General features: G+C 34.9%; 22 protein-coding genes. 7 read left to right on the top strand and 15 right to left on the bottom strand.

Going from position 1 to position 23114, the window contains the following annotated elements; genetic code table 11:
* The first annotated feature begins 205 nt into the window (after positions 1 to 205).
* From BWI92_RS24070 to BWI92_RS24100, 7 genes are all read left to right on the top strand, one after another.
* Positions 206 to 1426, top strand: a complete 1221-nt coding sequence (locus BWI92_RS24070; protein WP_176464522.1) for a phage integrase SAM-like domain-containing protein — start codon at positions 206 to 208, stop codon at positions 1424 to 1426.
* A gap of 57 nt (positions 1427 to 1483) precedes the next feature.
* Entirely contained in the window at positions 1484 to 1927 is a 444-nt protein-coding gene (locus BWI92_RS24075; RefSeq protein WP_095167688.1) for a hypothetical protein, read from the top strand.
* 109 nt (positions 1928 to 2036) lie between these two features.
* Complete coding sequence (locus BWI92_RS24080; RefSeq protein ID WP_095167689.1) at positions 2037 to 2492, top strand: LexA family transcriptional regulator; 456 nt, start codon at positions 2037 to 2039, stop codon at positions 2490 to 2492.
* The gene (locus BWI92_RS24085; protein WP_095167691.1) at positions 2492 to 3748 is read left to right on the top strand and encodes a Y-family DNA polymerase; all 1257 of its coding nucleotides are present in this window, start codon (positions 2492 to 2494) and stop codon (positions 3746 to 3748) included. Before BWI92_RS24080 ends, BWI92_RS24085 begins: the two co-directional genes overlap by 1 nt.
* A 681-nt stretch (positions 3749 to 4429) precedes the next feature.
* Positions 4430 to 5590 carry a hypothetical protein gene (locus BWI92_RS24090; protein ID WP_095167694.1) on the top strand — a complete coding sequence of 387 codons (1161 nt, stop codon included), beginning with the start codon at positions 4430 to 4432 and terminating at the stop codon, positions 5588 to 5590.
* Between the two features lie 7 nt (positions 5591 to 5597).
* Positions 5598 to 6422 carry a hypothetical protein gene (locus BWI92_RS24095; protein ID WP_141234907.1) on the top strand — a complete coding sequence of 275 codons (825 nt, stop codon included), beginning with the start codon at positions 5598 to 5600 and terminating at the stop codon, positions 6420 to 6422.
* Positions 6423 to 6429: 7 nt separating this feature from the next.
* Positions 6430 to 7701: a DNA cytosine methyltransferase gene (locus BWI92_RS24100; protein ID WP_095167699.1), complete on the top strand. Its 1272-nt coding sequence runs from the start codon at positions 6430 to 6432 to the stop codon at positions 7699 to 7701.
* 157 nt (positions 7702 to 7858) lie between these two features.
* Here BWI92_RS24100 and BWI92_RS24105 read toward each other — a convergent pair whose 3' ends face one another.
* The 15 genes from BWI92_RS24105 to BWI92_RS24165 all read right to left on the bottom strand — a co-directional run bounded on the left by BWI92_RS24105 (position 7859) and on the right by BWI92_RS24165 (position 23093).
* The gene (locus tag BWI92_RS24105; RefSeq protein WP_095167701.1) at positions 7859 to 8839 is read right to left on the bottom strand and encodes a PD-(D/E)XK motif protein; all 981 of its coding nucleotides are present in this window, start codon (positions 8837 to 8839) and stop codon (positions 7859 to 7861) included.
* On the bottom strand, positions 8836 to 10182 hold the full coding sequence (locus tag BWI92_RS27825) for a Z1 domain-containing protein (RefSeq protein ID WP_217903472.1): 1347 nt from the start codon (positions 10180 to 10182) through the stop codon (positions 8836 to 8838). The genes BWI92_RS24105 and BWI92_RS27825 overlap by 4 nt, the downstream gene beginning before the upstream one ends.
* The gene (locus BWI92_RS27830; RefSeq protein ID WP_217903473.1) at positions 10170 to 11150 is read right to left on the bottom strand and encodes a hypothetical protein; all 981 of its coding nucleotides are present in this window, start codon (positions 11148 to 11150) and stop codon (positions 10170 to 10172) included. The genes BWI92_RS27825 and BWI92_RS27830 overlap by 13 nt, the downstream gene beginning before the upstream one ends.
* A gap of 2 nt (positions 11151 to 11152) precedes the next feature.
* Entirely contained in the window at positions 11153 to 12001 is an 849-nt protein-coding gene (locus BWI92_RS27835) for a hypothetical protein (RefSeq protein WP_217903474.1), read from the bottom strand.
* Positions 11986 to 12687: an ATP-binding protein gene (locus BWI92_RS27840; RefSeq protein WP_217903475.1), complete on the bottom strand. Its 702-nt coding sequence runs from the start codon at positions 12685 to 12687 to the stop codon at positions 11986 to 11988. The genes BWI92_RS27835 and BWI92_RS27840 overlap by 16 nt, the downstream gene beginning before the upstream one ends.
* Before the next feature lie 685 nt (positions 12688 to 13372).
* Positions 13373 to 13909, bottom strand: coding sequence for a hypothetical protein (locus tag BWI92_RS24120; RefSeq protein ID WP_095167703.1), 537 nt, complete (start codon positions 13907 to 13909; stop codon positions 13373 to 13375).
* A 527-nt stretch (positions 13910 to 14436) separates the two neighbouring features.
* Positions 14437 to 15168, bottom strand: coding sequence for a hypothetical protein (locus BWI92_RS24125; protein WP_095167705.1), 732 nt, complete (start codon positions 15166 to 15168; stop codon positions 14437 to 14439).
* A gap of 26 nt (positions 15169 to 15194) precedes the next feature.
* Positions 15195 to 16247, bottom strand: a complete 1053-nt coding sequence (locus BWI92_RS24130) for a hypothetical protein (protein ID WP_141234908.1) — start codon at positions 16245 to 16247, stop codon at positions 15195 to 15197.
* Positions 16240 to 20016, bottom strand: coding sequence for a strawberry notch C-terminal domain-containing protein (locus tag BWI92_RS24135; RefSeq protein WP_095167710.1), 3777 nt, complete (start codon positions 20014 to 20016; stop codon positions 16240 to 16242). Before BWI92_RS24135 ends, BWI92_RS24130 begins: the two co-directional genes overlap by 8 nt.
* Positions 20003 to 20731, bottom strand: a complete 729-nt coding sequence (locus BWI92_RS24140) for a hypothetical protein (RefSeq protein WP_141234909.1) — start codon at positions 20729 to 20731, stop codon at positions 20003 to 20005. Before BWI92_RS24140 ends, BWI92_RS24135 begins: the two co-directional genes overlap by 14 nt.
* A 179-nt stretch (positions 20732 to 20910) precedes the next feature.
* Positions 20911 to 21570, bottom strand: coding sequence for a hypothetical protein (locus BWI92_RS24145; RefSeq protein ID WP_095167716.1), 660 nt, complete (start codon positions 21568 to 21570; stop codon positions 20911 to 20913).
* A complete protein-coding gene (locus tag BWI92_RS27470) occupies positions 21530 to 21754 on the bottom strand; it encodes a hypothetical protein (protein ID WP_095167718.1) in 225 nt (74 codons plus the stop codon). Before BWI92_RS27470 ends, BWI92_RS24145 begins: the two co-directional genes overlap by 41 nt.
* Positions 21754 to 21975 carry a hypothetical protein gene (locus BWI92_RS24155; RefSeq protein ID WP_095167721.1) on the bottom strand — a complete coding sequence of 74 codons (222 nt, stop codon included), beginning with the start codon at positions 21973 to 21975 and terminating at the stop codon, positions 21754 to 21756. Before BWI92_RS24155 ends, BWI92_RS27470 begins: the two co-directional genes overlap by 1 nt.
* Complete coding sequence (locus tag BWI92_RS24160) at positions 21950 to 22483, bottom strand: hypothetical protein (RefSeq protein ID WP_141234910.1); 534 nt, start codon at positions 22481 to 22483, stop codon at positions 21950 to 21952. Before BWI92_RS24160 ends, BWI92_RS24155 begins: the two co-directional genes overlap by 26 nt.
* Complete coding sequence (locus tag BWI92_RS24165; RefSeq protein ID WP_095167726.1) at positions 22443 to 23093, bottom strand: hypothetical protein; 651 nt, start codon at positions 23091 to 23093, stop codon at positions 22443 to 22445. Before BWI92_RS24165 ends, BWI92_RS24160 begins: the two co-directional genes overlap by 41 nt.
* Between the last annotated feature and the right edge of the window lie 21 nt (positions 23094 to 23114).

The raw sequence follows: 23114 nt of genomic DNA on the forward strand, positions 1-23114 counted from the left end.
TTAAATGGAGCATAATTCATGTTTTAATACATGATTTTTTTCTATTCTCCATTTTGCACTTATTTATTCTCCAAAGACCCCCTCCATTCTCCAAATTTGTTTTTTTTTCATGTGTTTTCATGAAGCGGATATGTCTCATCACTCAAAATTTTTTTCGTGAGACAAATACATCTAAAACATGAATATACACTATAACTTTCAAGTTATGGAAATTCGCTTTTGCGAAGATGGCAAGAAGCCTAATTCAAAAGGACTCGTAAATCTTAAGGTAGGAATAGTACTTGAAGGATACAAAACTGTATGGATTGCATCTGGAATTCAGGTGCCTGCTAATACATTAGATGTTGATTATCAACTATGTATGAGCAAAGATGGACAAATAGATAAATCAAGTCTTGAGTTTTACAACAATCGCCTAGTTAACATTAGAAAGAAGTTTGAAACTATAAAAATGAGCTTTGAATATGAGAGAATAGCCTATTCTCCAGATGATATTATTCAACAGTTCAGAAATCCAGTGTTTAAACCGATTACCTTTTTAGCCCTAATTGAAAAGACCCTCGCCGAATACACAATTCATTTAACTCGCAATACAATTAAAAGTCATAAATCAACTGCAGAGAATGTCAGGGAGTATATTACATATTCTAATCAAACAGCTATTCTAGCTAGTCAGATAAATACAGATTTTCTAAGAAAACTTGAAGTATATTTCAAAACTATCCATGTACCTAAATCTCACTCACATGGATCAAAAATGAAATCCACCTCCATCAAAAAAATAATCACATTTATTAAGAAGGTCATAAGCTTCGGAGTAGAAACAGAAGTTCTAAATGCCAAAGAGCTTAAGTACACGGTAAATACCAACGATGTCTCACAGGATTACTCACATCTCACTCAACAAGAGGTACAATCACTTGAAAAGCTCTCTCCGTTTGTTTCTGAAAAGTATCAAAAGGTGATAGATAGCTTTCTTTGGATGTGCTATACTGGTCAGAGCCATGTTGATACAAGTGGTTTGAGTGAAGCACAGATTCATAAGTTAGACAGTGATTTAAATGACTTAACGATGTTGGGAGGGAAAAGGTCAAAAACTAAGATTGATTATTCTGTAGTAGTTAATGATAAAGCCCTGACTTTAATCGAGAAATATGGCAGCATTGAGAATATTCCTGTTCTACATTTAACAACAATAAACGAGGAGCTCAAAATTGTAGGTAAATTGTTGGGTTTCAAGATAAATCTATCAACCAAAATAGCAAGAAGGACTTTTGGTCAGTATTGGTATAAGAAAACAGACATAGCAGATAAGTTTGTATCCAAAATGTTGGGACATAACAAAGCCGATACCAAGAAGTATTATGTAAACCTAGACATGGAGGATGTTGCCCATGCCGTAAAAATCGCAAAAGTGCTTAATTAATTTGGATTATATCAAGTACTTTTGCTATCTAAAATTCAAACACCATTAAAATTCAAAATGAAAAAAATCATTCTATCATCTCTAGTTCTATTATGTGTGGCATGTAAGAAAGATGTTACACCAGACTACACCACCAACTTTCAAGGATCCTATACCCAAAATTATGACGAATGGGGTTCAAATCTTCAAAGAGCCAAAGGAACATACAAGTTTTTAATTTCTAAGTCTGACGAAAACAAAGTTAAAATGGTTTTGTCTAATACTTATGTTGTTACTCAGGGTTCAGTAGTAGTCGAACAAGGTACAAAATCAGTCACTATTCCAGATGTTAAGTGTACTAATGAAACCGACCTAACCATTAATTCAATCGTTAACTCTTCAGGTCAAAACTACATGGCAACAGGCACAGGTAAATTGATTGGAAAAAACTTAAAGCTTGACTTGACTTCCAATGATGGTAAAAATACAATTAACCAAACCTTTTTACTGACAAAAGATTGATTGTAATCAAATGTAGTTAATAAAAGCTACAAAATTTAATTATTTATTGAACACGTTTTGTATTTTTGATTAAAATATATATTCAAAAATAACAAAACGTGTTCTTTTTATGATAGCACACCCCTTACTTGCTAAAAAAATCCAGTTTTTTACGGTTTGTTCGCCGAATGGTAAACCATTAGCAATACCACTCTTTAATTCTCTTGTGAGCGCAGGTTTTCCATCACCAGCTACTGACTATATAGAGTTGGAATTAGATTTTAATTCCTTACTTGTCTCACGGCCTTCTTCTACCTTCTGTGTTCGTGTACTAGGAGAATCCATGAAGGATGCAAATATTCATACTGGGGATATTTTGGTCGTAGATAAAGCACTGAATGCCAAATCAGGTGCGATTGTGGTTGCGATTCTAAATGGTGAGTTTGTAGTTAAAAGGCTAATGATAGAGGGTAAACGTTATAAGTTAGTTCCAGATAATTCATCCTACAAAACAATCCATATTAATTCCGATGATGATTTTGAGATATGGGGAATTGTGACTTACGTTATTCATAAAGCTCAATAATGATAGCCTTAGTCGACTGCAATAACTTTTATGCAAGCTGCGAAAGGTTATTTGCTCCTGAGCTTAGAGGTAAACCAGTCGTGGTTTTATCAAACAATGATGGGTGTGTCATTGCCCGTTCTGATGAAGCGAAGGCAATGGGGATTAAAATGGGAGTACCTGCCTTCGAAATTAAGAATTTAATAGAACGCCAGAAAGTCTATGCTTTCAGTAGTAATTACACACTGTATGGTGATATATCCAACCGTGTCGTGCAAACTCTATCTCAATTCACAGATGAGATAGAAATTTATTCAATTGATGAGGCCTTTCTTAATCTAAGTGGTTTTTCCAATCTTGAAAGTTATGCAACTCAAATTCGAAGTACAGTCAAACAACACACAGGTATTCCGACTTGTGTTGGCGTTGCACCTACCAAAACTTTAGCTAAAATTGCGAACAGATACGTTAAGAAGCATCATAAGGATGTTGGAGTTTGGGTATTAGATACACCCGAAAAAGTAGAGCAAGCACTCAAGGCTACTTCTATAGAAGATATTTGGGGAGTTGGGCGAAGATATGCTAAAATGCTCGAAACTCACAATATTTTAACTGCCTATGATTTATCAAATGCCAACGAAAGCTGGGTTAAAGCAAAAATGTCTGTAGTTGGCCAGCGAATGCTTTATGAGCTAAGAGGAGTATCCTGTTTAAGTTTAGAGCTAATCAATGAGCCCAAAAAGAACATTTGTACTTCCAGAAGTTTTGGAATGATGCTAACAGACAAAGCTCCATTATCAGAGGCGGTTGCCAACTTTGCGGCTGCTTGTGCTTTTAAGCTTCGCAAACAGCGTAGTGTAGCCAATTTCGTTCAGGTATTTGTTACCACAAATCCGTTTGCAAAAAATGAAAATCAATACTTCAACTCAATCACAATTACCCTACCTGTTGCGGATAGCGACTCACGAATAATCATCAAAAATGCCTTATTGGGATTATCAAAGATTTATCGAGATGGCTTTAAATATAAAAAAGCTGGAGTAATAGTATCAGGTATAGTACCAGAGGATGAGTATCAATTAGCTCTATTTTCTCCCAATCCTGATAATAATGCCAGAAAGGTCATGCAAGTATTGGATGCCATCAACCATTCGAATGGAAGAAACAAACTTAAACTAGCTGCTCAGGGATTTGATAGAACATGGAGGGTGAAAAATGAGAGGCTGTCTCAGCGATTTACTACACGGTTTGATGAGTTGTTAGAAATCAATATTTAGGTTTATTTTATTTTACAATATGTTAACCAGACATACGATGCTGATAATGGATTTCAGTACGGAGAATGTGTAAATACATTAGGTAGAATCAAAATTTAGTTTGAAAGTTTACACAATAGGTACTACAGCGATATAATTGGTAATATTTTTAAATTCACAAGTAATAAAACTGAATCAACTTCTAAGCTTACCATAAATTAGTATAAGGCTTCTCTGAATCTAAATAAACGAAGGAATTGTTTGGAACAACCGCTTTAGTTGGAATGAAACTAACTATTTATTTTGAAGTAGATTTGTATACTCATAAGTATGATTAAGTGTTAACCAAGTAGTGTTATAATATAAACAAAAACTCCTCAATATGATAATATTGAAGGGCATCTCTATAAAATATTTTATGAAAACGATGATGTAAACAAATCAGGTTTTATTTTGAAATAAGTTAAACTTTCAATAAACTTGAAACGTACATATTTACTTTACCTCGCCGTGAATAAAAAATTCTTCACCTAAGAAAATTAATAAAAAAATATAATAATATTTTGGTGTTTTTTTACTAAATGGCTTACTAATAGAGTATTAATAGATTGCCCGTTTTTTGATTTCCTCAAACTTGGTAATTTACATAAATTCAAAAAACGAAATTGTTTACCTTTGTTAAAAAATGAAAATATTCTAAATATGAAGCAATCCATATCAGGGGGAGGTCGAAAAAGACCACAATTGAATATCCCATATGAAAATTTACACTTAGATCCTCTGAATCCTAGACTTCCAGAAGAAAATCAAGGTAAAGATGAGGTATCTATTTGTTCTGCTTTATACAAGTATTTTGATATCGAGGAATTAGCATTTTCAATGAAAGAAAATGGCTATTTTGATGAAGAGCCATTGGTTGCAGTGCCTCAAGAATTACCTATTTATTTTTCAGGAATAGAAGGTGATGACTTGGTGAAAAATGAGAAATATCTGCAGTACATTAATGATAAAAAGACTCAATTTGTAGTACTAGAAGGAAACAGAAGGTTGACAACAATAAAGTTACTTTTATCAGATTCGCTAAGAAATCAACTTAAGATAAGAACTTTCCCTGAAATATCAGATGAGGTTAAAAATGACTTATCTGTCCTTCCTGTTATTATTTACCCTTCTAGGAAAGAGGTATTACCATATCTTGGAGTAAGGCATATTACTGGTATAAAAAAATGGGAGCCTTACGCTAAAGCAAGGTATGTAGCCAAAATGGTTGACGAAGGAGTATCAATAGAAGAGATTCAGCAGCAGGTAGGGGATAGGAGTAATTCTGCAAGAAAAATCTATTTATGTTATCAATTAATCGAACTCGCAAGGCATGAGTTCGATTTGAATACAGAAAAAGCTGAAAACTTTTTCTCATACCTATTACTTGCTTCTGGTCAAGGTTCAATAAAAGATTACCTTGGTTTGGAGCGAAGAATACAAGATATTAATCTCGAAAATCCCGTTCCAAAAAATAAGTTGCAAAATCTTAGGAATATTTTTTCTTGGTTATTTGGTGAAGAAAAAGCTATACTTCCTGTAATAAAAGAATCAAGAGATATTACAGATAAACTTGCACCTGTCTTGAGAAATCAAGATGCCACAAACATATTGATATCAACAAGAGATTTAAAAGATGCTTATGAAATCAGTGATGGAGCAGAAACATTAGTTATTCAAAACTTGATTAAGGCCAATACTCTATTAAGAAAAAGTTTAGGACACATATCCTCTAGTGATTCCGATAGAATTAAAGAAGAGTTAGAAAATTTGTCTAATACAATTTCAAACATCCATAAGCTATTAACTCCTAAATCTGAATAAAATGTCTATGCCTGAAATAAACAATCCAACGTCTGTATCTTCAATTGCTAGTTGGCTTGAGTTAATAGTTTCTTTTTATGAAGAATCTTTATCAAAAGCCACATTATCAAGTTATATAGAGGAATCCTCTGGAGATGAGCCAGAACCCTCACTACTGGATAATGTTTGGAGTTCTCTGACTTACAGACAACATTTGTACGGGCAAAACTCTCCATTCTCAGTTGAGAGCAGGGAAATAGTACGTTCAATAGAGAATGGAGAGATACCTTTCTATTTAATGTTTTTACTATTGGAGCGAGAAGGTAATAATACAGATGTTAATAACACTGCGAAACTATTTGAACAGCTTTCATGTATCGCTGTTAAAAATTACATGAATGGAGAAGCAATCATACATGGTTTTCCTAAACAACTATCCTATCAAGACTTGGCAAGTAAAATAGGAGTTAGGTACAACTTTGCTCCAGCTCCTAACTTTAAGGATAGAGGAGTAGATATAATAGGTTGGAAGCCTTTTTTGGATGAACGTGGAAGTCATATAGTTGGTTTATTTCAATGTGCAGCAGGTTCTAATTGGAAATCTAAGTTGACCGATGTACCATTACACGCTTGGAAAAATTATTTATCATTTTGTGACAGTATACCATTTAAAGGTTTTATAACACCACATTTAATAGAATCCGATAATGAGCAGTTTTTTGAGACTTCATTAGCTGGGGGTGTTATTATGGATAGACCAAGGCTATATCGATTTTTATATAATAGCTTAGATAGTACATTAAAAGGTGATGTGAAGAGTTGGTGTGAAGAAAAAATTAAATCATTAAGATAGAGTTTGAATGAAATTTATTGATTTGTTCGCAGGATTAGGAGGATTTCATAAGGCATTACATGAATTGGGACATGAATGTGTATTTGTGAGTGAAATAGACATTGTGCTTCAAGAACTTTATGAAAAAAATTGGAATATTCAAGTATTTGGGGATATAAAAGAGGTACTTACTCAGTATCCTAATGTCATACCTGAACATGATGTATTATGTGCTGGTTTTCCATGCCAGCCATTCTCAAAAGCAGGAAAGCAATTGGGGTTAAATGATGAAAACAGAGGTGACTTATTTGAGGAAATAATTAAGATACTTATTTTGAGAAAACCCAAATATTTTATTCTTGAAAATGTTGCTTTTATAGCAAAGCATGATGAGGAAGCCACATGGAAGTATATGTACAATGAACTTGTTAAAATTGGATATACAGTTGATAAAGCAATTCTATCTCCACAAAGTTTTGGAATACCTCAACACAGGAAAAGAATCTTTATTGTCGGCGCGCTTGAAGGTCTAGAACATTTTGATTTTAGTCGTATTGAGAATCAACAGTGCTCAAGTATTGATATGTCTGAGTATATCGAAGAATATCCTGAAGACTCAAAAAAACTTTCACAGGGAAGCCTTGATTGCCTAAATGTATGGCAAGAGTTTTTAGACTCTATACCTGATGAAGTGAAAGTGCCAGGCTTTCCAATATGGGCAATGGAATTTGGCGCGACTTATCCTTATGAAGATGTCTTCCCATTTGAATTACCTGAAGATGAATTAGCTAATTATTATGGTAATTTTGGCGTTTCTTTGAAGGGAATGTCTAGAGAAGAACAGATGTATAATCTTCCAAGTTATGCTAGAGTTGAAAAGAAATTCCCAAGCTGGAAAATCAATTGGATTAAGCAAAGCAGAAACTTCTATCTTGAAAATAGGCACTTTATTGAGAAGTCTGTTAGGAAAATCTCTAAACTTAAATCACAAAGTTGGCAAAAACTAGAATGGAATGTTGGTGATAGTGAGAGGGATATTTTTAAGTATATAATTCAGTTTAGAGCATCAGGAGTTCGGGTTAAAAAACCTAATTATTTTCCATCACTTGTTACTCCAAGTACTCAAATACCCATCATAGGTTGGCAAAAGCGATATATTACTAAAAGAGAAGGTGCTAGGTTGCAGGCACTGGATGGATTAATTCTTCCAGATAACGACAATGCGGCATTTAAAGCTTTGGGCAATGCAGTTAATGCTAAAATTGTAAAAATTATTGCTAAAGAATTATTAGCTCCATAAAATGCCGTGATATCATTTCACTAATGATAATCTTAATAGGTCTGTTATATCATAAATTAAACCTCCAAACTAAAGAGAGCCATTCAAAATCCTGTTTCTAATTATTTTAAATCTTATACAAGATTTTGAATGGTATCATTCCGAGTATAGATATATCTTATAAACTTCTAAAAAGTATCCCCTTCTTTGATAATTGTGCTAAATCCAAAGCCCTAATGTTAGTTAAATCAGATTTAAACCTAACTGATGATACATTTTCAGGGATATTAATTCTGTTAATTTTTGCAATTTCTTGATGTTCGAAGAATCGAATAGAACGATTTGCTAATTCATAGTCATATTTGATACTTATGCTATGTTCCAATGTATTTCCAAGAGTTCTCGCAATAACATAATATACCTTATCAATTAGAGAATGATCTTTGATGACCCTCCTAATCCTTTCTATTAGTTCTAGAATACTAATTCCATCGGATATTTGTCTTGTAAATATTGAAGCAACAATAATTTTATCGTCATTTGAAGCATTTAGCTGTTCTGAAGAAAAAAAATGAATTCGTTCTAAACTACTACTACTTTTAACCTCAATTTTTTCTTTGCCCGCTTCAAAATCAAATACGTTTTCTGGAATAAGATGCCAGAATTGAATTAATACATCTGGATGACTGCTTCGTTCAATTATAAATAGCTCTGACCAAAGTCCCTGTACTGTTTTCATTGGCGAAGCTGACAACTGTCTAAAGATTTCAATGAATTCATTAAATATGTTATTTAGCTCCCAAGGTGTTTTATGTCCAGAAATAGAACAGATTAGCATTGAGACACATCCACAAAAATAGTTAATTAATGTCTTCTCGGTGGACTTAAAAACAATAATAGAGTATATTTCTGTTTTAGATTGTCCAAGTACTGTTAAAATACATTGAACATTATGACTAAGTTCTATGTATTTTAAATTAATATTTTTTAGAATGCTATATTTAGGATCCGATAATGTGGATATTAATATAATCGGAAAGCCAGCGCTATTTACGCCAATTTTAGCAAAAGATTGTTCTTCTAATGATTTGACGTTGAAAATTGTCGAGTTATTTGTCCTCGGAATATCCAATTCTAAAAATTCCGTAAAAAGATTCATACATTACTAGGTTGTCTTATGATATCCTTCCCGATTTCTTCAGGAATCCAAATCGCAATATTTATTACATCTTCAAAGACTATGTTATTTTCTTCATTTAGTATTGGCTTACCATCATTGTTAGTTAAGTTTAGTCTGTGTATCTGAATTGTAACTTTACTATCATTTTTGATGGATCTATCCCCGCCATACACTTCTCCTTTTCTAAATCTTCCATTAGAAGAAGTAGGTTGTTCCCCTTGAAATAACTGCTCAATATTCCCTTTTTGATTTAATCTACGTTTTCTTATTTCTTGGTTAATCACATTGTTATCTTTATGGGCACTTATCAAATAAACCAAACAGGTTTCGTCAGGATTTCTCTCCAAGTAAGAATTTAATAGACCTCTTAAACTTGAATAAGTTTGACTGTCTTTCTCTTTTGTGAATTTTAGCCTTATTAATAATTCCTTTAAACATTTTTCAAGTGAAATTTCTGCCTCTAAGTGCTTTTGTTGAGTGGTTCTTTCATTATGACCATCATTTGTCTTAAAGCTAGCTACATTTTCTGATAGGAAAGCCGAAACAATAGCTTTGTTACGAGGAATCAATGTATCTGTATCATGTGGTGCTCCAACAATAAACCATTCTTGTCCGAAATAATCTCTATCAATGTTGTTGTATAAAACATTAGGTCTTGTAAGGCGGAGTATTTGGTCTAAAACAGCTTCTCTATCCCAATCATTCAAATGTTTATTGTTAACATCATAATCAGAAAGACGTTGTCTTACATCTTCCTCATGTTCAATAATAGCTTTGTATGCGTCTATATTGGCATTATCCAACCACACTCTACAATAGCCGATGTATGAGCCCTTATATCCGAAAAATCGTGCTCTTTGAAGAGTAGTGTCAACCTGTCCAGTAGCAAGTGGTCTAGGCATATATGAAACAGTTAAGCCTTCGACCGTAAAGCCTCTGTCCATAGATTGCCCACCAACTAGAATATGAGAGTAGAAGTCACTCCAGCTAATCTCAGGAGTTTTCCCTCTGCTAGAATTTATTTCCATAATTCTAGTATTTTTCATGGAATGTAATAATCTAGTACTAGTTAATTCCTCGAATTTTGGTAAATCTTCTACTGTTAGTTCTAAATCTTCATATGCTAATTTAAATTTTTGTAATAAGTCAAACTTCTCATCTTGGTCTGAAAAGGATTGACTTTCTAATAGCGTTTTCCAGCTTTCGCATGCACTTCTAATCCAAGTGTAATAGGTATTTTGGGAATTTGTTAGTCTTGAAGGATGTACCATCATTGAACGATTACGTTGATCTCGTTTTAGTTCTCCTGCTACAACTCCCAAAAAAACACTCTCAATGCATGTAATAAACTATCAGGAGGACCATTAAGATGATTATTATTAGTTGGAATATCTTTGTTTGGTATTCTTTTTACCAGATTTTTCTGTTTTACAAAAAAAGTATATCCTCCAGTATACCCTTCTCCTGGCTCCAATAATTTTATAAAATTAGGAGAGAGCCTATCCATTATGTTTATAAATAGGTTTGCTTGCGGTGTAGCAGTATATTGTAAAAAGGTATGATTGGGGAATATATTTCTTAACTCATTTATACGTCTATAAATTGTAGATGTATCTCCTTCATTCACCTCTTCCCCTGCATTAGCATTTGCACTTGCTCTGGTGTTTAAGCTAGCTTGGTCACTCTCATCATCAATTATAAGAGTGGAAACCCCATTCAAGTTTGACGATTGCAAACACCGTGTTAAATTTCTTAGCCGACTGCCATTTTTCATAACTGTTATCAATAATGTAGAGCAATTATCCCGAGGATACGTTAAATCCGCCCATTGTTCTAACTTTAATCCAATCGTGTCCTCATGTTCTTTTGTTTTAGGGTTCTTCATTAAAGTCCATCTTCGATCATATCTTGTTTCAATGCGTAAATCTTTTTTCATTCTTTCATATGACTGCTCTGAAAGTTGTACTGAAGTACCTGTAATAATAATTATAATCCGATACTTATTGTCATTCGCTAGAGCTGCTACAGAGGTGAATGATAGAGTTTTACCACTTTGAACATACCCAATTACTAATCCTGTTTCAATATTTTTTTCCTCATTCGGGTTGGCACACATTTCTAAAATTTTAAAAGTTTCATTTATAACTTTTTTACCTATTTCATTGATTTTGCCCGAATAATCAATAAATCCTTTAGACTTTATTAACCCTTCAATTTCTTCACCTTGAGAGGGAGTCCATTTTGAATTATTTGAATTTATACTTCCAATTATCTCAATTGTCTCAGCCATATTTAGATTTGAAAAATAGTTGAAATTAATTTATTAAAGTTTCGTCGGATTTCACCTTGAGTTTTTGCACCACTTTCTTTTGCAATTAATTCTGATAGACCCAATGATGCAATTATTTTTAAAATAGGTTCTAGTTTACTATTTTCTGTACCTACATACTGAATCATAAAAGGGTGAATTAAAGAAAGTCGTATCCCTACTTGTCTCACATTATATTCCTCAATTAACTCCATTAAATATGGACCTACTTCGAATAACTCTTTTATAGATGTGTCATAAGAAAGTTCTATAGATATATGCCAGTCTATTTTATTGAAGTTTACTTTAAATGTTTTAAATATTCGTTTATCTGTTTGTGGTAATTCTGAGTCTGAATAGATGCTTAAAATTGATTGTTCGAAAGTTTCATGAATTGCTTTTGGTGCTACTTTTTCAAAATCTGCTACGGTATGACTTAATGCTTTTACACCAGAGTTTCTATAGTCTTTATCATTTGCACGAGTTCTATATTTTTCTGCTTGTATTAGAAGTGGGAAGCTATCATGAGAAAGATCATCTTTTAGAATTTCTAAAAATATTTCCAAATTTTCATCCCACTGTACCCCCTTTTTTGTAAAAGACACTTTAAATCCTTCAAGGTGTAATTCTCCGAATACCCTCTGATATCTGAAACTGTTTGGTGTGCCAAATATCTCTTCTGGTCTAAATCCTGAATCAAAACTTCCTTCAATTACTCTACCTCTCCTGAAAAGAGCAAAACCTGCTTCTGTAGTAGAGCCAATTTCTCTGATTCCGACAAATCCTTTTACCGATAAATCATGCTCTAAAGTAAAGTCTATGTTTTTTTCCATTCAATTTTTTCGCCATACGGCTCATCATATTTTGGAGCGAAGAGAACTTTCGGTTCTTCAAAAATTAAAGTAGAATTATCAAAAATTAAATTCAAAGTGCCTTTTCTAAGAAAATCTCTATATATACTTTTAAGATGAGACTTTACTTTTCCAATACTTCTACCTCTTGGCATTTTATTTACATTATTCAATTCAATAATTGTATAATGTAGATTTTCATCAACTGGTGTAGAAGTGAATTCTAATTCTTCGAGTTTATCTTCAACGATTTTCCTAATATCAAACTTTATTGTTTTTTCAACAGCTTCATTTAATGCTGTTGTCCTTACTGTCCACATATCTGAAAACCAACAAGCCGCAGACTTCATACCCATTCCAAATTCCGAAAGGCCTGAAGTATCTGAAGGAATTTCCGCTGCTCTAAATGCTCTTTGGTATTGAGACTGTTCTATACCTCCAGCATTATCTCTAATAATAATTTTATTCTCAGAATCTATTATTTCAATCCTTACTTCTAATTTAAATTCCTTACCATGTAGTTTTAATAATCTTTCCCTGTTATTAATAAAGCTGGCAATGGCATTATCCACAAATTCAGCTAGTGCAAACCATGTTTCATATTCTACATATTTAAGTACTGAAAGTATCGAAACATTTGGCCTAATATTTATTTTGTTCTCATCCATATAATTTAGGATATTTTGAAGAGTGTTAAATTGTAATTGGATTGGACTATAGATAGAATAGGCTGTGATTTTTCTTCAACTATTTATTTGAAAAGCAACGCAAAATTAATAGTCCCGTCAGTTGTTATTGATTTTTTAGATTTCGTTAGACAAGTCGTACCTTAATTAGAAGAAGAGAAATATTTTCGATAGTCAATCATTAGATACTAATAAGTGCTCAAACTAAACCTACATAAATGTTGCGAAAAATAATACTATTTTTTTGGTAGCAAAAGTTATGTTATCAAAATATTAAAATCAGATTTAGCAACTTAGTTTTACGATTTTGGTAGCAATAAACCAACTAACCAGTACGATTACTTTACACCCCCAATAAAATAACCTAGTAACGAAAGAAATTAATCGTTCCCGCTTTATCCCATAAATGTAGAACTGTTACATAATATTCCTCAAAATGAGAGAACTTTTAATTTTTTACAAATAGTATTTTTATATTGAATAGAACCAGTTGTGTTAGACAAAGACTATTTCACACTATGGGAAAAATCTCTCTCTCAAACTTACCTATAAAGGCCTAAAAAAAGTTTATTGACAAATTAGAATACTTTAGTAATACTCTGAAATGATTTTTATCTAGATACCATACGGATTTGATTGTGGTGATTAAGATTCTGCTTTTGGATAGCTACCATTGATAATACTCCTCCTGTTTATATACAGGCCTACCATCATACAGGTATCCATATTCATCAGTCTTGTTAGTATCTAATTTATAGGCATAAATATCATTGCCAGCATAAACAGCAAGTACTGTATTCGTATCTACTCCATATTCATTATAGTTGTATGTATATGAAGCTGTGAATGGCTCTGTATCATATACCCATTCACCATAAATTTTGTATTTGTAGACCATTGTACCATCTTTTAAATAACCAATTGCATTGGGATGATATTCTTGCGCAGACTTTCCATCTTTTTTTTCATACACAGTTTTACCATCCCAGTTATCCACGATGGTTGCTAAATCTACTCCATAATCATTGACACTGGAATCAATGTTTCTAATTTTGTTGGTAAGTTTAGTATTTGATGACTTCTTTTCTACTGTACTAGATGAATCGTCGGGAGAAAATAAATTCCACCATCCTTTGGATTTTCCAATGAAGTAGGTGATTACTGCGAGTACAATTGTTGCGATAATGAAGAGTGTCTTTTTCATTTTAGTGATTTTGGTAGCAATAGTTAGATTGTTAATTCCTGATATCGTTCTGCTCAGGCAAAGCTTGAGAAATTATTGGTAGCAAAAACAACTACAACAGTTGTCTGCAGTAGAGCTGGCCATTACCTTTTTGCTACCAAAAAATAAAAATTTGTTACTGGAGTGACAATATTTTGATTGATTAGTTTCAAATAAAATAGTTGTCGAACTATTCAGTAGAAAGTCCTTCAGTTTAACTGGAGGGCTTTTCTTATTTGTAATACTTTGTACTTTAATCGACCCTTAATTGGTACATGAACTTTGCATTATATGAGTCTTATTTAGTCCTTATAAAATCGAAATAAAACTTGTACCAATTACCAAAGTTTTATTTTACTTGCTCTGTTGATTTTGTGAACGAATCAAACTGGTAGCAAAACACAAATTCCCTGGTTAAATATTGTCCGTAATAAGTTGTTTTTTGCTACCAATTCGTTCCTGGCATTCACTGTTAATTCATGCCCGGGTTTTCATTTTTGGTAGCAAGATTAATTATCCCACCAGTGCTTGAATTTATCAATTAAGGATGTTTTTTTCTTTCCTGAAATTGTTGGATACATAACAAATGTTTCTACTTGCTGAGTACCTGCTACCCCTGAAAGACTTTGCTTTTTAGGTTTTGGTTTAGACTTTTTGAAATCTAAACCTACACGTAAGGCAATGGCTTTGAAATCTGCTGTATCTCCTTTGATTAGATTCTTATAGAATTTTCTTTTGCCCTTTAAGATTTGAATTTGCTCTTCCAAGGTTAACTCCTTTTGATCTTTAGTCAATACTCCAGACAGTCCCGTTTGGCTCACTTTCAGAAACTTTCTTAATTCTGTTGCTATCTTTTCTTTGAATTGAGAATTTGAAATGACAGTTGTCTTAAGCTCTTCGACTTCCTGTACGAGATTGTCTCTTTCCAAGGTTTGTTTCTCGACCTTTTGTTGGGCTTTTTTGTCAACCGAGTTGGTGGCTTTTTTCTTACTTGGAGCTTTTGAGCTAGTAGATTTTGATTTTTCCTGTTTTTGGAATATACCAACTGCTTCTGCGGTTTGGATTAGTGCGTCTAAGGTTTCTTCTGCTTCCGTTGAAATTGAGAACAAAGTATCAAAATCTGAAAATCCCTCAGTATCCTCTTTTAGCAATTGATAGTTTTCTTGTGAAACTTTGTCAAGTTGAGCTAACTGAGAAGCTGTGATACTTTTTACTAATTCGATGTTTTTTGAAGTATTCATGTTATGTATTTTGAGAGTGAATGTTATTATTTAAGTTTTTGTAATTCCATTTGCTGGAGTTGTAACCTTAATCGGTAGGTGTATTTCTTCGAGATAATCTTAGAGTCTTTTTCGTCTATTATCTCCAGTTTATCCAATTCAGCTTTTTGAGAAAAAATAATGGTAGCATCTCCATAATCTTTGAGATTGACATCAATTCTCACACTTTTTTGACTTTTCACCTTGAGGTAGATATATTTTACCTGTTGTGATTTAAGCAACTTTAAAATCGGTAGAATGGTCGCATTGATTAAAGTGACGCTATTGGTTTCAGAAGGTGAGACAAAATGCCCACTGGTCTGAATTCCCTCTGCCCATTTCAGATTGGTACTGGAGTTGACTCGAACGCTAAACCTAGTTCCAGAAATAGTGACTCTTGGGTGTTCAACTCCTTCAGCTACATCGATTCTGTTGAACTTTTCGACGATACTGAGCAACTCAGCTACATTGATTCCAAAGGTGTGTTTTTCAATGTCTGGTACACCTCTTAAGTAGTTGGGTGGCCACTTCACATCGAACTTTAGACCATGCTCTGTATAATGCCCTCTTTGTGAACCCTTGGTATGTATCCAAATCAAGGAAAAGTGATTGGTACTAAATACCCCGTCATCTGAAAAGCATATTCCAGAGTCTTGTGATATGGAACTCTGGTCGAGAAACTTTGCCATGAATTTCATGAACTTTGGATTAGATGGACTAATCAATTCACTGGGTTCTGGCTTAAGAGCTTCTTCTCCTTCGATTCTATAAATCAAGTTTGAGAGCTGATATGGATTGAAGGTAACCGATGAATTGTCACTTAGTGTAACTTTCAGTTTAAGAATACTATTTTCAAAAACAGCCTCAGCGGAGTTAACCTCGAAGTTTTTTCTGATATAGTCAGCTAGTTCTTGGACACTCAAGAACGGAATTGCATTTCCATCGATTTTATCACCAGAGATTCCTGTACTTTTAAAGTATTTCCAAAGTGCTACCAAAAACCTTTCTCTCTGACTGTAGAGAGAAAGGGGGAGTTTACCAATTGTGCTATCTTTAACCATTTTGTAATAGCTTATTTCTTTCAAGAATTTGTAACTGCAACCTTAAACGATATTTATACTTGAGGGTTAGAACTCTTTTAGCATCATCGTTCTTAGGCTGCTCCTGTACTAAGGTTGGACTATTAAATACAGGCAGCTCTTGAAGCTCATCACTAAACTGATTTTCAAGATTAAATTCACCACGAATGATATCAAACTGTTCTGGTTTAAGTTCAGCCACGATATTGAGCTTTTCACCCAGCACTTGAAGCGCCTCATCAATATCATTTAAGCTTACCTTAGCTTTCATGTTATTAGAAACCTTTTCAAAGAGCCCTTTTTGAGTGAGCTTGAGCAAATCAGCATCCAAATAGATGTTACCTGCATTTTGCCTACTTGCTGATACATACAGCGCAAACACCTCATTAGTCTCTCTAAAAATGCTGAGGCTATTATTACAATCAATGGATTTATCCTTGGCAAGAGACTTTACGATTTTACTACACTTTTGTAGAGGTACACCGATTTTAATCTTTTGCTTTTCAAAACCTTCACCCTCAGGGAGTAGAATCCCTTTTCGAATCTTTCCAGTTTGGGTAGTGAATTGAACCAACTTCCCAGACTTTAATCCACCACGATACGCCTGAATGATGTTACCCGTAATCAAAAACTTAATACCTCTGTCTTTTGAGTTGGCTTGAATGGATTTTTCCCAAGCTGGTAATAAGTCTCGAACAAAAGAATAACCAGAAGGCATAGGAACAGATGTCCCTTTGATAGCAAAAATCTTCTGAGAGTTCATTCCTGAGATAGAAGGAAAGGTAATGAGTCTCTTAGATGATGCTACGGCAATTCGAAGCCCGATGTTTGAAGGCGCAAAAGGTCTTTCCTTGGTACGGTTAATTCTAAAGCCCAAACAAGTAGCTACTACCGTGCTAGTATTTTGTGAATTAGTATCCTGATACTCTAATTTCATCCCGACCTTGAAAAACTTCAATAGCGAAGTAATATACCTCAAGTCATTCCCCAATCTATCCACTAAATCATTTTCTGACTTCTCTTCGCTTTCTTCTAGTTCTTCCAAACGGCGGGCTACATACTTTTCTTGAGATTCTTGGTCCTTTAGGTCATTGTAAGCTTTCTCAGTTGTAATTCGATTCTTGCGAAGCTCAAAGTTATCACGGATACTTTTTCGCTTTTCTCGGATTTCATTATTGATAATCCTTTCAACTTCCTCCAAAATCTCATTGTTGAGTTGGTCTGGCGTCTTACCTTCTAAGCTATTGCGAATCTCCTTTTCAAGCTCTGCGGTAGAATAGGGTTTTCTTAAAATGTTAACCTCACAGCGTTCAATGAAGGTATTATCTGAAAAAGGACTCTTTAACCCTGCACCGACTTGGATGATACTTTTGTCAAGCGTTCGAGCTTTTAAATCCATCGTTTCGACCTCTAAGTCAAACTTGTCATCTTCAATCAACTGCTTGATGAATTCATGATATTTCTCCAAAATCTCTTTGTAGAAAATCTCCTGTTCTTTTACAGGGAGTACTGCAATTCTACCAGATACTTTAGAGGAACAGTTTATCTTGCGAGAGGCATCCTCTCCCTCTGAAAGAAGTTTTAAAGGATCGTCAAGCTTGAGACAAAGCTCTGGGTTCTCTTTCATGTATTCATATACCACCTCATCTCCATATTTATTGAGGAAGTCCTCTGATTTCATTAAAGCTTCGGAGTTCTTTTGGTTGGCTGTGGTGTTAGCATCTAAAGATTTGAGCTTTTTCTGCAACATCATCATGAGCCTCTTTTCCGCAGGAATCGAGGAAATAAGATAATCGTAGATAGGCTTAAGAATTTGACCAGTACGATTGATTCTTCCACGTTTCTGAACTTCTGTATTGATGTCCAGCTCTGCCTGAAGAACAATCATAACACGTTGTTTCACCTTTTCTTTAGGTACTTTATCCGTAACAATGGCGTGAGCTGAAGCACCTGTACTACCAGATTGGTTAATCATCAATACATCAACTTCATTGTTATTGAACTTTCTAAAGGAATCGTTCACACTCTCAGCCTTGCGTCTGCTGATAGTACCCACATAATTGGAGGGATTAATATAAGACTCTCTCTCTCCAAGACCATTGAGGTAAGTTGGTCTAAAAGGAATGTCGAGATTTACTTCGAGTTTACGACCTGTCACTTCGGCAACTCGGAAGCCTTGAGATTCAATCTTCTGCTTAATGTAGTCAATTGGTGAAATACAAAGCCCCCCCGCAACGGATTGAATCTTTTGCATAATATCATAATAAGTATCAATGGCAGCATCAGACATTCCATCAATATCAAACATTTCCTTCTCATGCCTTCCAGTTTCATCTTTTATTGTATAGCTAAGAACTGATTGCAGAGATTTGAGTAGTACAGGAGCAAAGCCAGCAGGGATTTGTGAGCCCTCTTTTATGGCAAAACCATCTTCATCATTCATGTTCTCAAGGAATGAACCCATCGTAGATGAAAATGCAATTACAGGCTTTTTGCCTTCTCTAAGTCTTGCAATGGCACGATTGGCAACATCATCAGCTTTTAGCGCAAAAAGCATCTGATTAACAAGCATGAAAACTTTAGAAAAAGCAGGCGACGCATCTACCCCAGCATTTTTGTTTCCGTTTTCGACCATTGCAGAGGATTGCCTCGAACGAACCATTTTATCCATTTGAGCCACCTCAGGCATGATAAAATCCTTCTGATAATTGATGATGTCTCTAAGAATTGAGGTGAAATTATCAGCAATCATTCTATCACGTTCTGCGTTTTTGTCAAGGTTGATATAATTAACCTCAATACCTTCATACAATCGCTCACGACGAATTAATTGTCCCTGACTAGCCAACTGAGAGGCTACAACTTCTTGTAGTGCCACTCCACCTGTTGTGAAAGCTTCAACTAGGGATTCGGTATCCAACTGTGCCTCAGCAATACAAGTTTTCATGGCATAGAGAGGCATATTATCTGCTCTTTTAGCGAATGTAGCAGATAAAAAAGTAACTCCTGACGCAGAAGCACATACGTTCATCAATACTTTACCAGAATTGGAAAGACCAGAGGCGTTATGCGCCTCATCGAGAATGACAATATTATTTTGGGCTACACTAGCTAAAAATAACTGCTTGGGGCTTGGTTTGGCATCAGAAACCTGTGAGTAAGTCAGCATCACAAGGTCATATTCACTAGGTACTTTCCTTGAAGCAATGATTTTATCCTGTTGCTCTTTCATAGGCGCAGTGTAAAGCTCATTACCTTGTTTGTCCTTAATGATAGTTTTGGCATCTCTTCCATTGACGATAAATGGTTTGAGGTTGGCACTACCAATATCTGCCATGTCACGATATAAGTCCGAGAATAAATTGGGCTTCTCTGTAATAAATACTGGCTTTTTACCTTGCTTGTGGGCATAGCGAATAATAGCAGAAGCGATACGACCCTTTCCGATACCTGTCTGGTCAGCAATGATGATACCTTGTCCTTTGGCTTCCATGTTGTAAATGGCCAGAGCTGTCGCATCAATCTGTTCCGCTGAAAGTGCTTTGTAAAGAGCAGCTTTGGTGAGGTATTTCAAACGACCTTGTACGAAGGCATCTACGTCACCGCCAATAGCTTGTTTGAGATTTTGTAGCGCTTGATTGATTTCAAAACCCATCGAATCGGGTGTGTCCACATCAAGAGATTGTCCCTGAGAAAGTACAGGGTACTTCATGCCAAGGGCAATATCCATCAATTTTTTAGTTTTTTTCATGTAGTACTGATGAAAGCGACTTCGACTGTAATTGGAGCCTTAGTCTATATTTGTATTTAATTTTGAGAGTGCTAGTTGTTGTTTCTTGACTAAAATTGGAAGTAACTCTTTCGTAAAGCTCTTCGAAAGTATTAATTACCTCGCTTCTGGTTTGCTCCTTGAGTGGCGCAAATCCCTCCGTAACTTCTTTTTTGCTAGAAATAAGAATAAGTCGAATATCAAAGCTTGTTCCTTGTCTGGAGTAAAGGTCTCCATTGATGTTAATTACGTCATCGACCTTAAAATAGCGATATAGGTAGCTTAGGAAAACTCTATTTTTACCTGCCTGAACCCTTCCCTCACTGTCATAATGCGTGTGTCCACCGATGATGATGGCACATCGACCATTGGGTTTTAAATTATTGAGCGCATAATAGCTAAGAATATGGTCAAGGTCTTTTAGGATGTATTTATTGTCGATTTTTAGGTAATCCCTTTGGTCAACTGCCCCGAATGGAGGATTGGTAATGACTCCATCAAACTTCTCGTTTGGCGTGTTGTAGATAGCATTGATTTGAGTTGCTTTTCTAAAACCTTGGGTTAATAAATTCTTATAACGTGTATCATCTATTTCGTTGACAGTGCATTGCTCAGGACGAAAAGCAATGGTCATCATGCCATTGCCAGCAGTTGGTTCAAAAATTTGACCTTGATAATGTTGAGCTCCATTTTTCACATACAACCCTGCTAAATAAGCAATGGGAGATGCTGTTGAGTACTGTTGTAATAGAATCGAAATACTGGTTCTATGTGAAAGTATTACCTGATTGCGATACGTTTCGAGAATACTCAGATACTTTTCATAATCATTGCTATTCTTATCATTGGCAATCTTTCTACAAACATTAACAATGGCTAATTCTGTGAGTTCTTTGATATCCGTTTTGTCCGTGATTCCAAATTTACTAGCAAGTTTTCAATACTTCTTTTGTTATGTTTCTCATTACGCTCAAGCTCTAATTGTACCTGTTGAACGAACTGCTTTTCACTCGAAGTGATGCTCAAGCTTCGACCAAGGGAGCCAAGTTGAGAGAACTTATAGTCATATTCACGAGCTATTTCGTAAGTATCCTCATAATTGAATTTATCTTGAACTGGGTCAAGTACTATATCGGAAACAACCACATAGATATGTTGCCATCCTTGCCCAAAATCAACCATCTTAATCGTGTGGTTAACTTTGAGATTGTGTAAAATAGAAGAGATAAAAATGGTAAAATCTTCGCAGTCTACGCCCTTTTGTCTATCAGACCACGTGCGTCTGGGTAATCTGATTTGTTCAGTACCTTCTTTGTCGAAACGGTAATTGATATACGCTCTACAAAACTCGTAAATTTTTTGACAAAGAACAACACCTGAGTAAAGTTTAAATTGATTAGATAAAGCTGTGGTTTGTTCAATGGATTTTGGAATAAGATTTTGTGTGATTAGGTTGAATGTATCATCTCCCGAATAATTGATTAATTCGATAAAATCAGTCTTCTTTGGTTCTGTTAAATTGGGAAAAGTCCTCATGTTGAAATGCGTAAACTCCTAGATTTTCGATTAGTGGTTTGTGTCGCTGGTAGAACTCCTTTGCTTTGGATATAGATAAATCACTTAAATCCTGCTCAGCACAGTTTGAGCAGGATTGTGCTTCTGTAAATCCACGACGATAGAAGCTTGCAAACAAATTGATGAACGCCTGTTGAGTGTCCATTATAGCCCAAAGGATTTTTTGACCTCAGATTCAATGTACTCAGCTCCTTGGTTGATGGCATCCTTTACATCGTCTGGACTTGGATTAGGGCTGTTGAACAAAACCTGTGTAACTCTAGCATCCTGAATAACCAAGGATACTTTTTTGTTTCTTGAATGAAAGAAGTAAGTCTGGCTTTTGAGCTTATTGTAAATCTCAACTAGCTTGAATAGTTTGAACATTGGTAGTGGTTGGTTTTGGTATGATGGCTTGCCTTGGTTTACCAAATAGGTACTTGAATACGACAAAGATGATTCCCAAGGCAAAGACAAGAACACCTAAGAAAATCAGCATATTGTTGGTGGCTGTTTGTTTAGCTTTGTCAGCAGCAGTTTGCAATTGCTGTTGTTTGGTCTTTACTTTTTCCTGTAAAACCTTGTAAAGCTCTTGGTCAGCTTTGGCATCTTCAGCTTCGACTTGCAGTTGTTGAGCTTCTACTTGGAGTCTAGCAACCTCTTTTTTAGAATCAGCATTAACAAAGGCTTGAACTACGCCAGAGACCGAGCCTACAATGGCAGATACAGGGTCAGCACTCATTCCTACACTGATATTGCTTGAGGTGTCAAATCCGCTTCCAAGTAAGCTACTTAATGCTGTTTGATTATTGGTGCTCGAATTGCTTGAGCTATTTGATGTGGATGTCTTCTGGTTAGTTGAAGAGCTGTTTCCACTTTGTTTTGAGAACCCCATAGTGTTTTTTACCTGCTAATTGAATTTGCTCCCTGTTTTTTGACTTGAATAGAAGTACACCCATGATGATGATGGCTATGAAACCTAGAACAATCGCTAATAGCTTTGTGATATTGAGTGATTGTGTATTATCACTATTTCCCTCTGTACCTGCGAAAGAATTATCGTTTTCATCAATTGTATCTAAAACTTTCTGGGTTGCTTTGTCCTTGGCAACCTGTTTTGGATTAAGTCTTTCATTTAATAGCTTGTCAGCCTCTTGTTTATCGTCGGTTACATCTGTTGAGAGAACCCATACTACTGCTTCTACCTTATTATAAACTCCTTTACCCCATCCCAGTCCAAATGCACCTGATTTTTCTCGATTTTCTGTAGTGGATTTTATGTGATAATAGAGCTTATTTCCAACTGATTTTGTTTCGCCTAATGTTATGCCTACCCTCTCTCCAGACAAGAAAAGCTTATCCTTGGGAGGTTCAGCTGCTCCATCTTTATCACCATAGAAGGTCTGCATAGGCCGTAGCGTATTGGGAAAATCATCTGTACTTTCATAACATATCGCTCCATTGAGCTGTATGCTAAATAATTCTGTTCCTGCTTGTGCTGCCATTATTTTGAAAATTATGTAGTG

The organism is Flectobacillus sp. BAB-3569 (assembly GCF_002270355.1).
GTDB lineage: Bacteria > Bacteroidota > Bacteroidia > Cytophagales > Spirosomataceae > Flectobacillus > Flectobacillus roseus.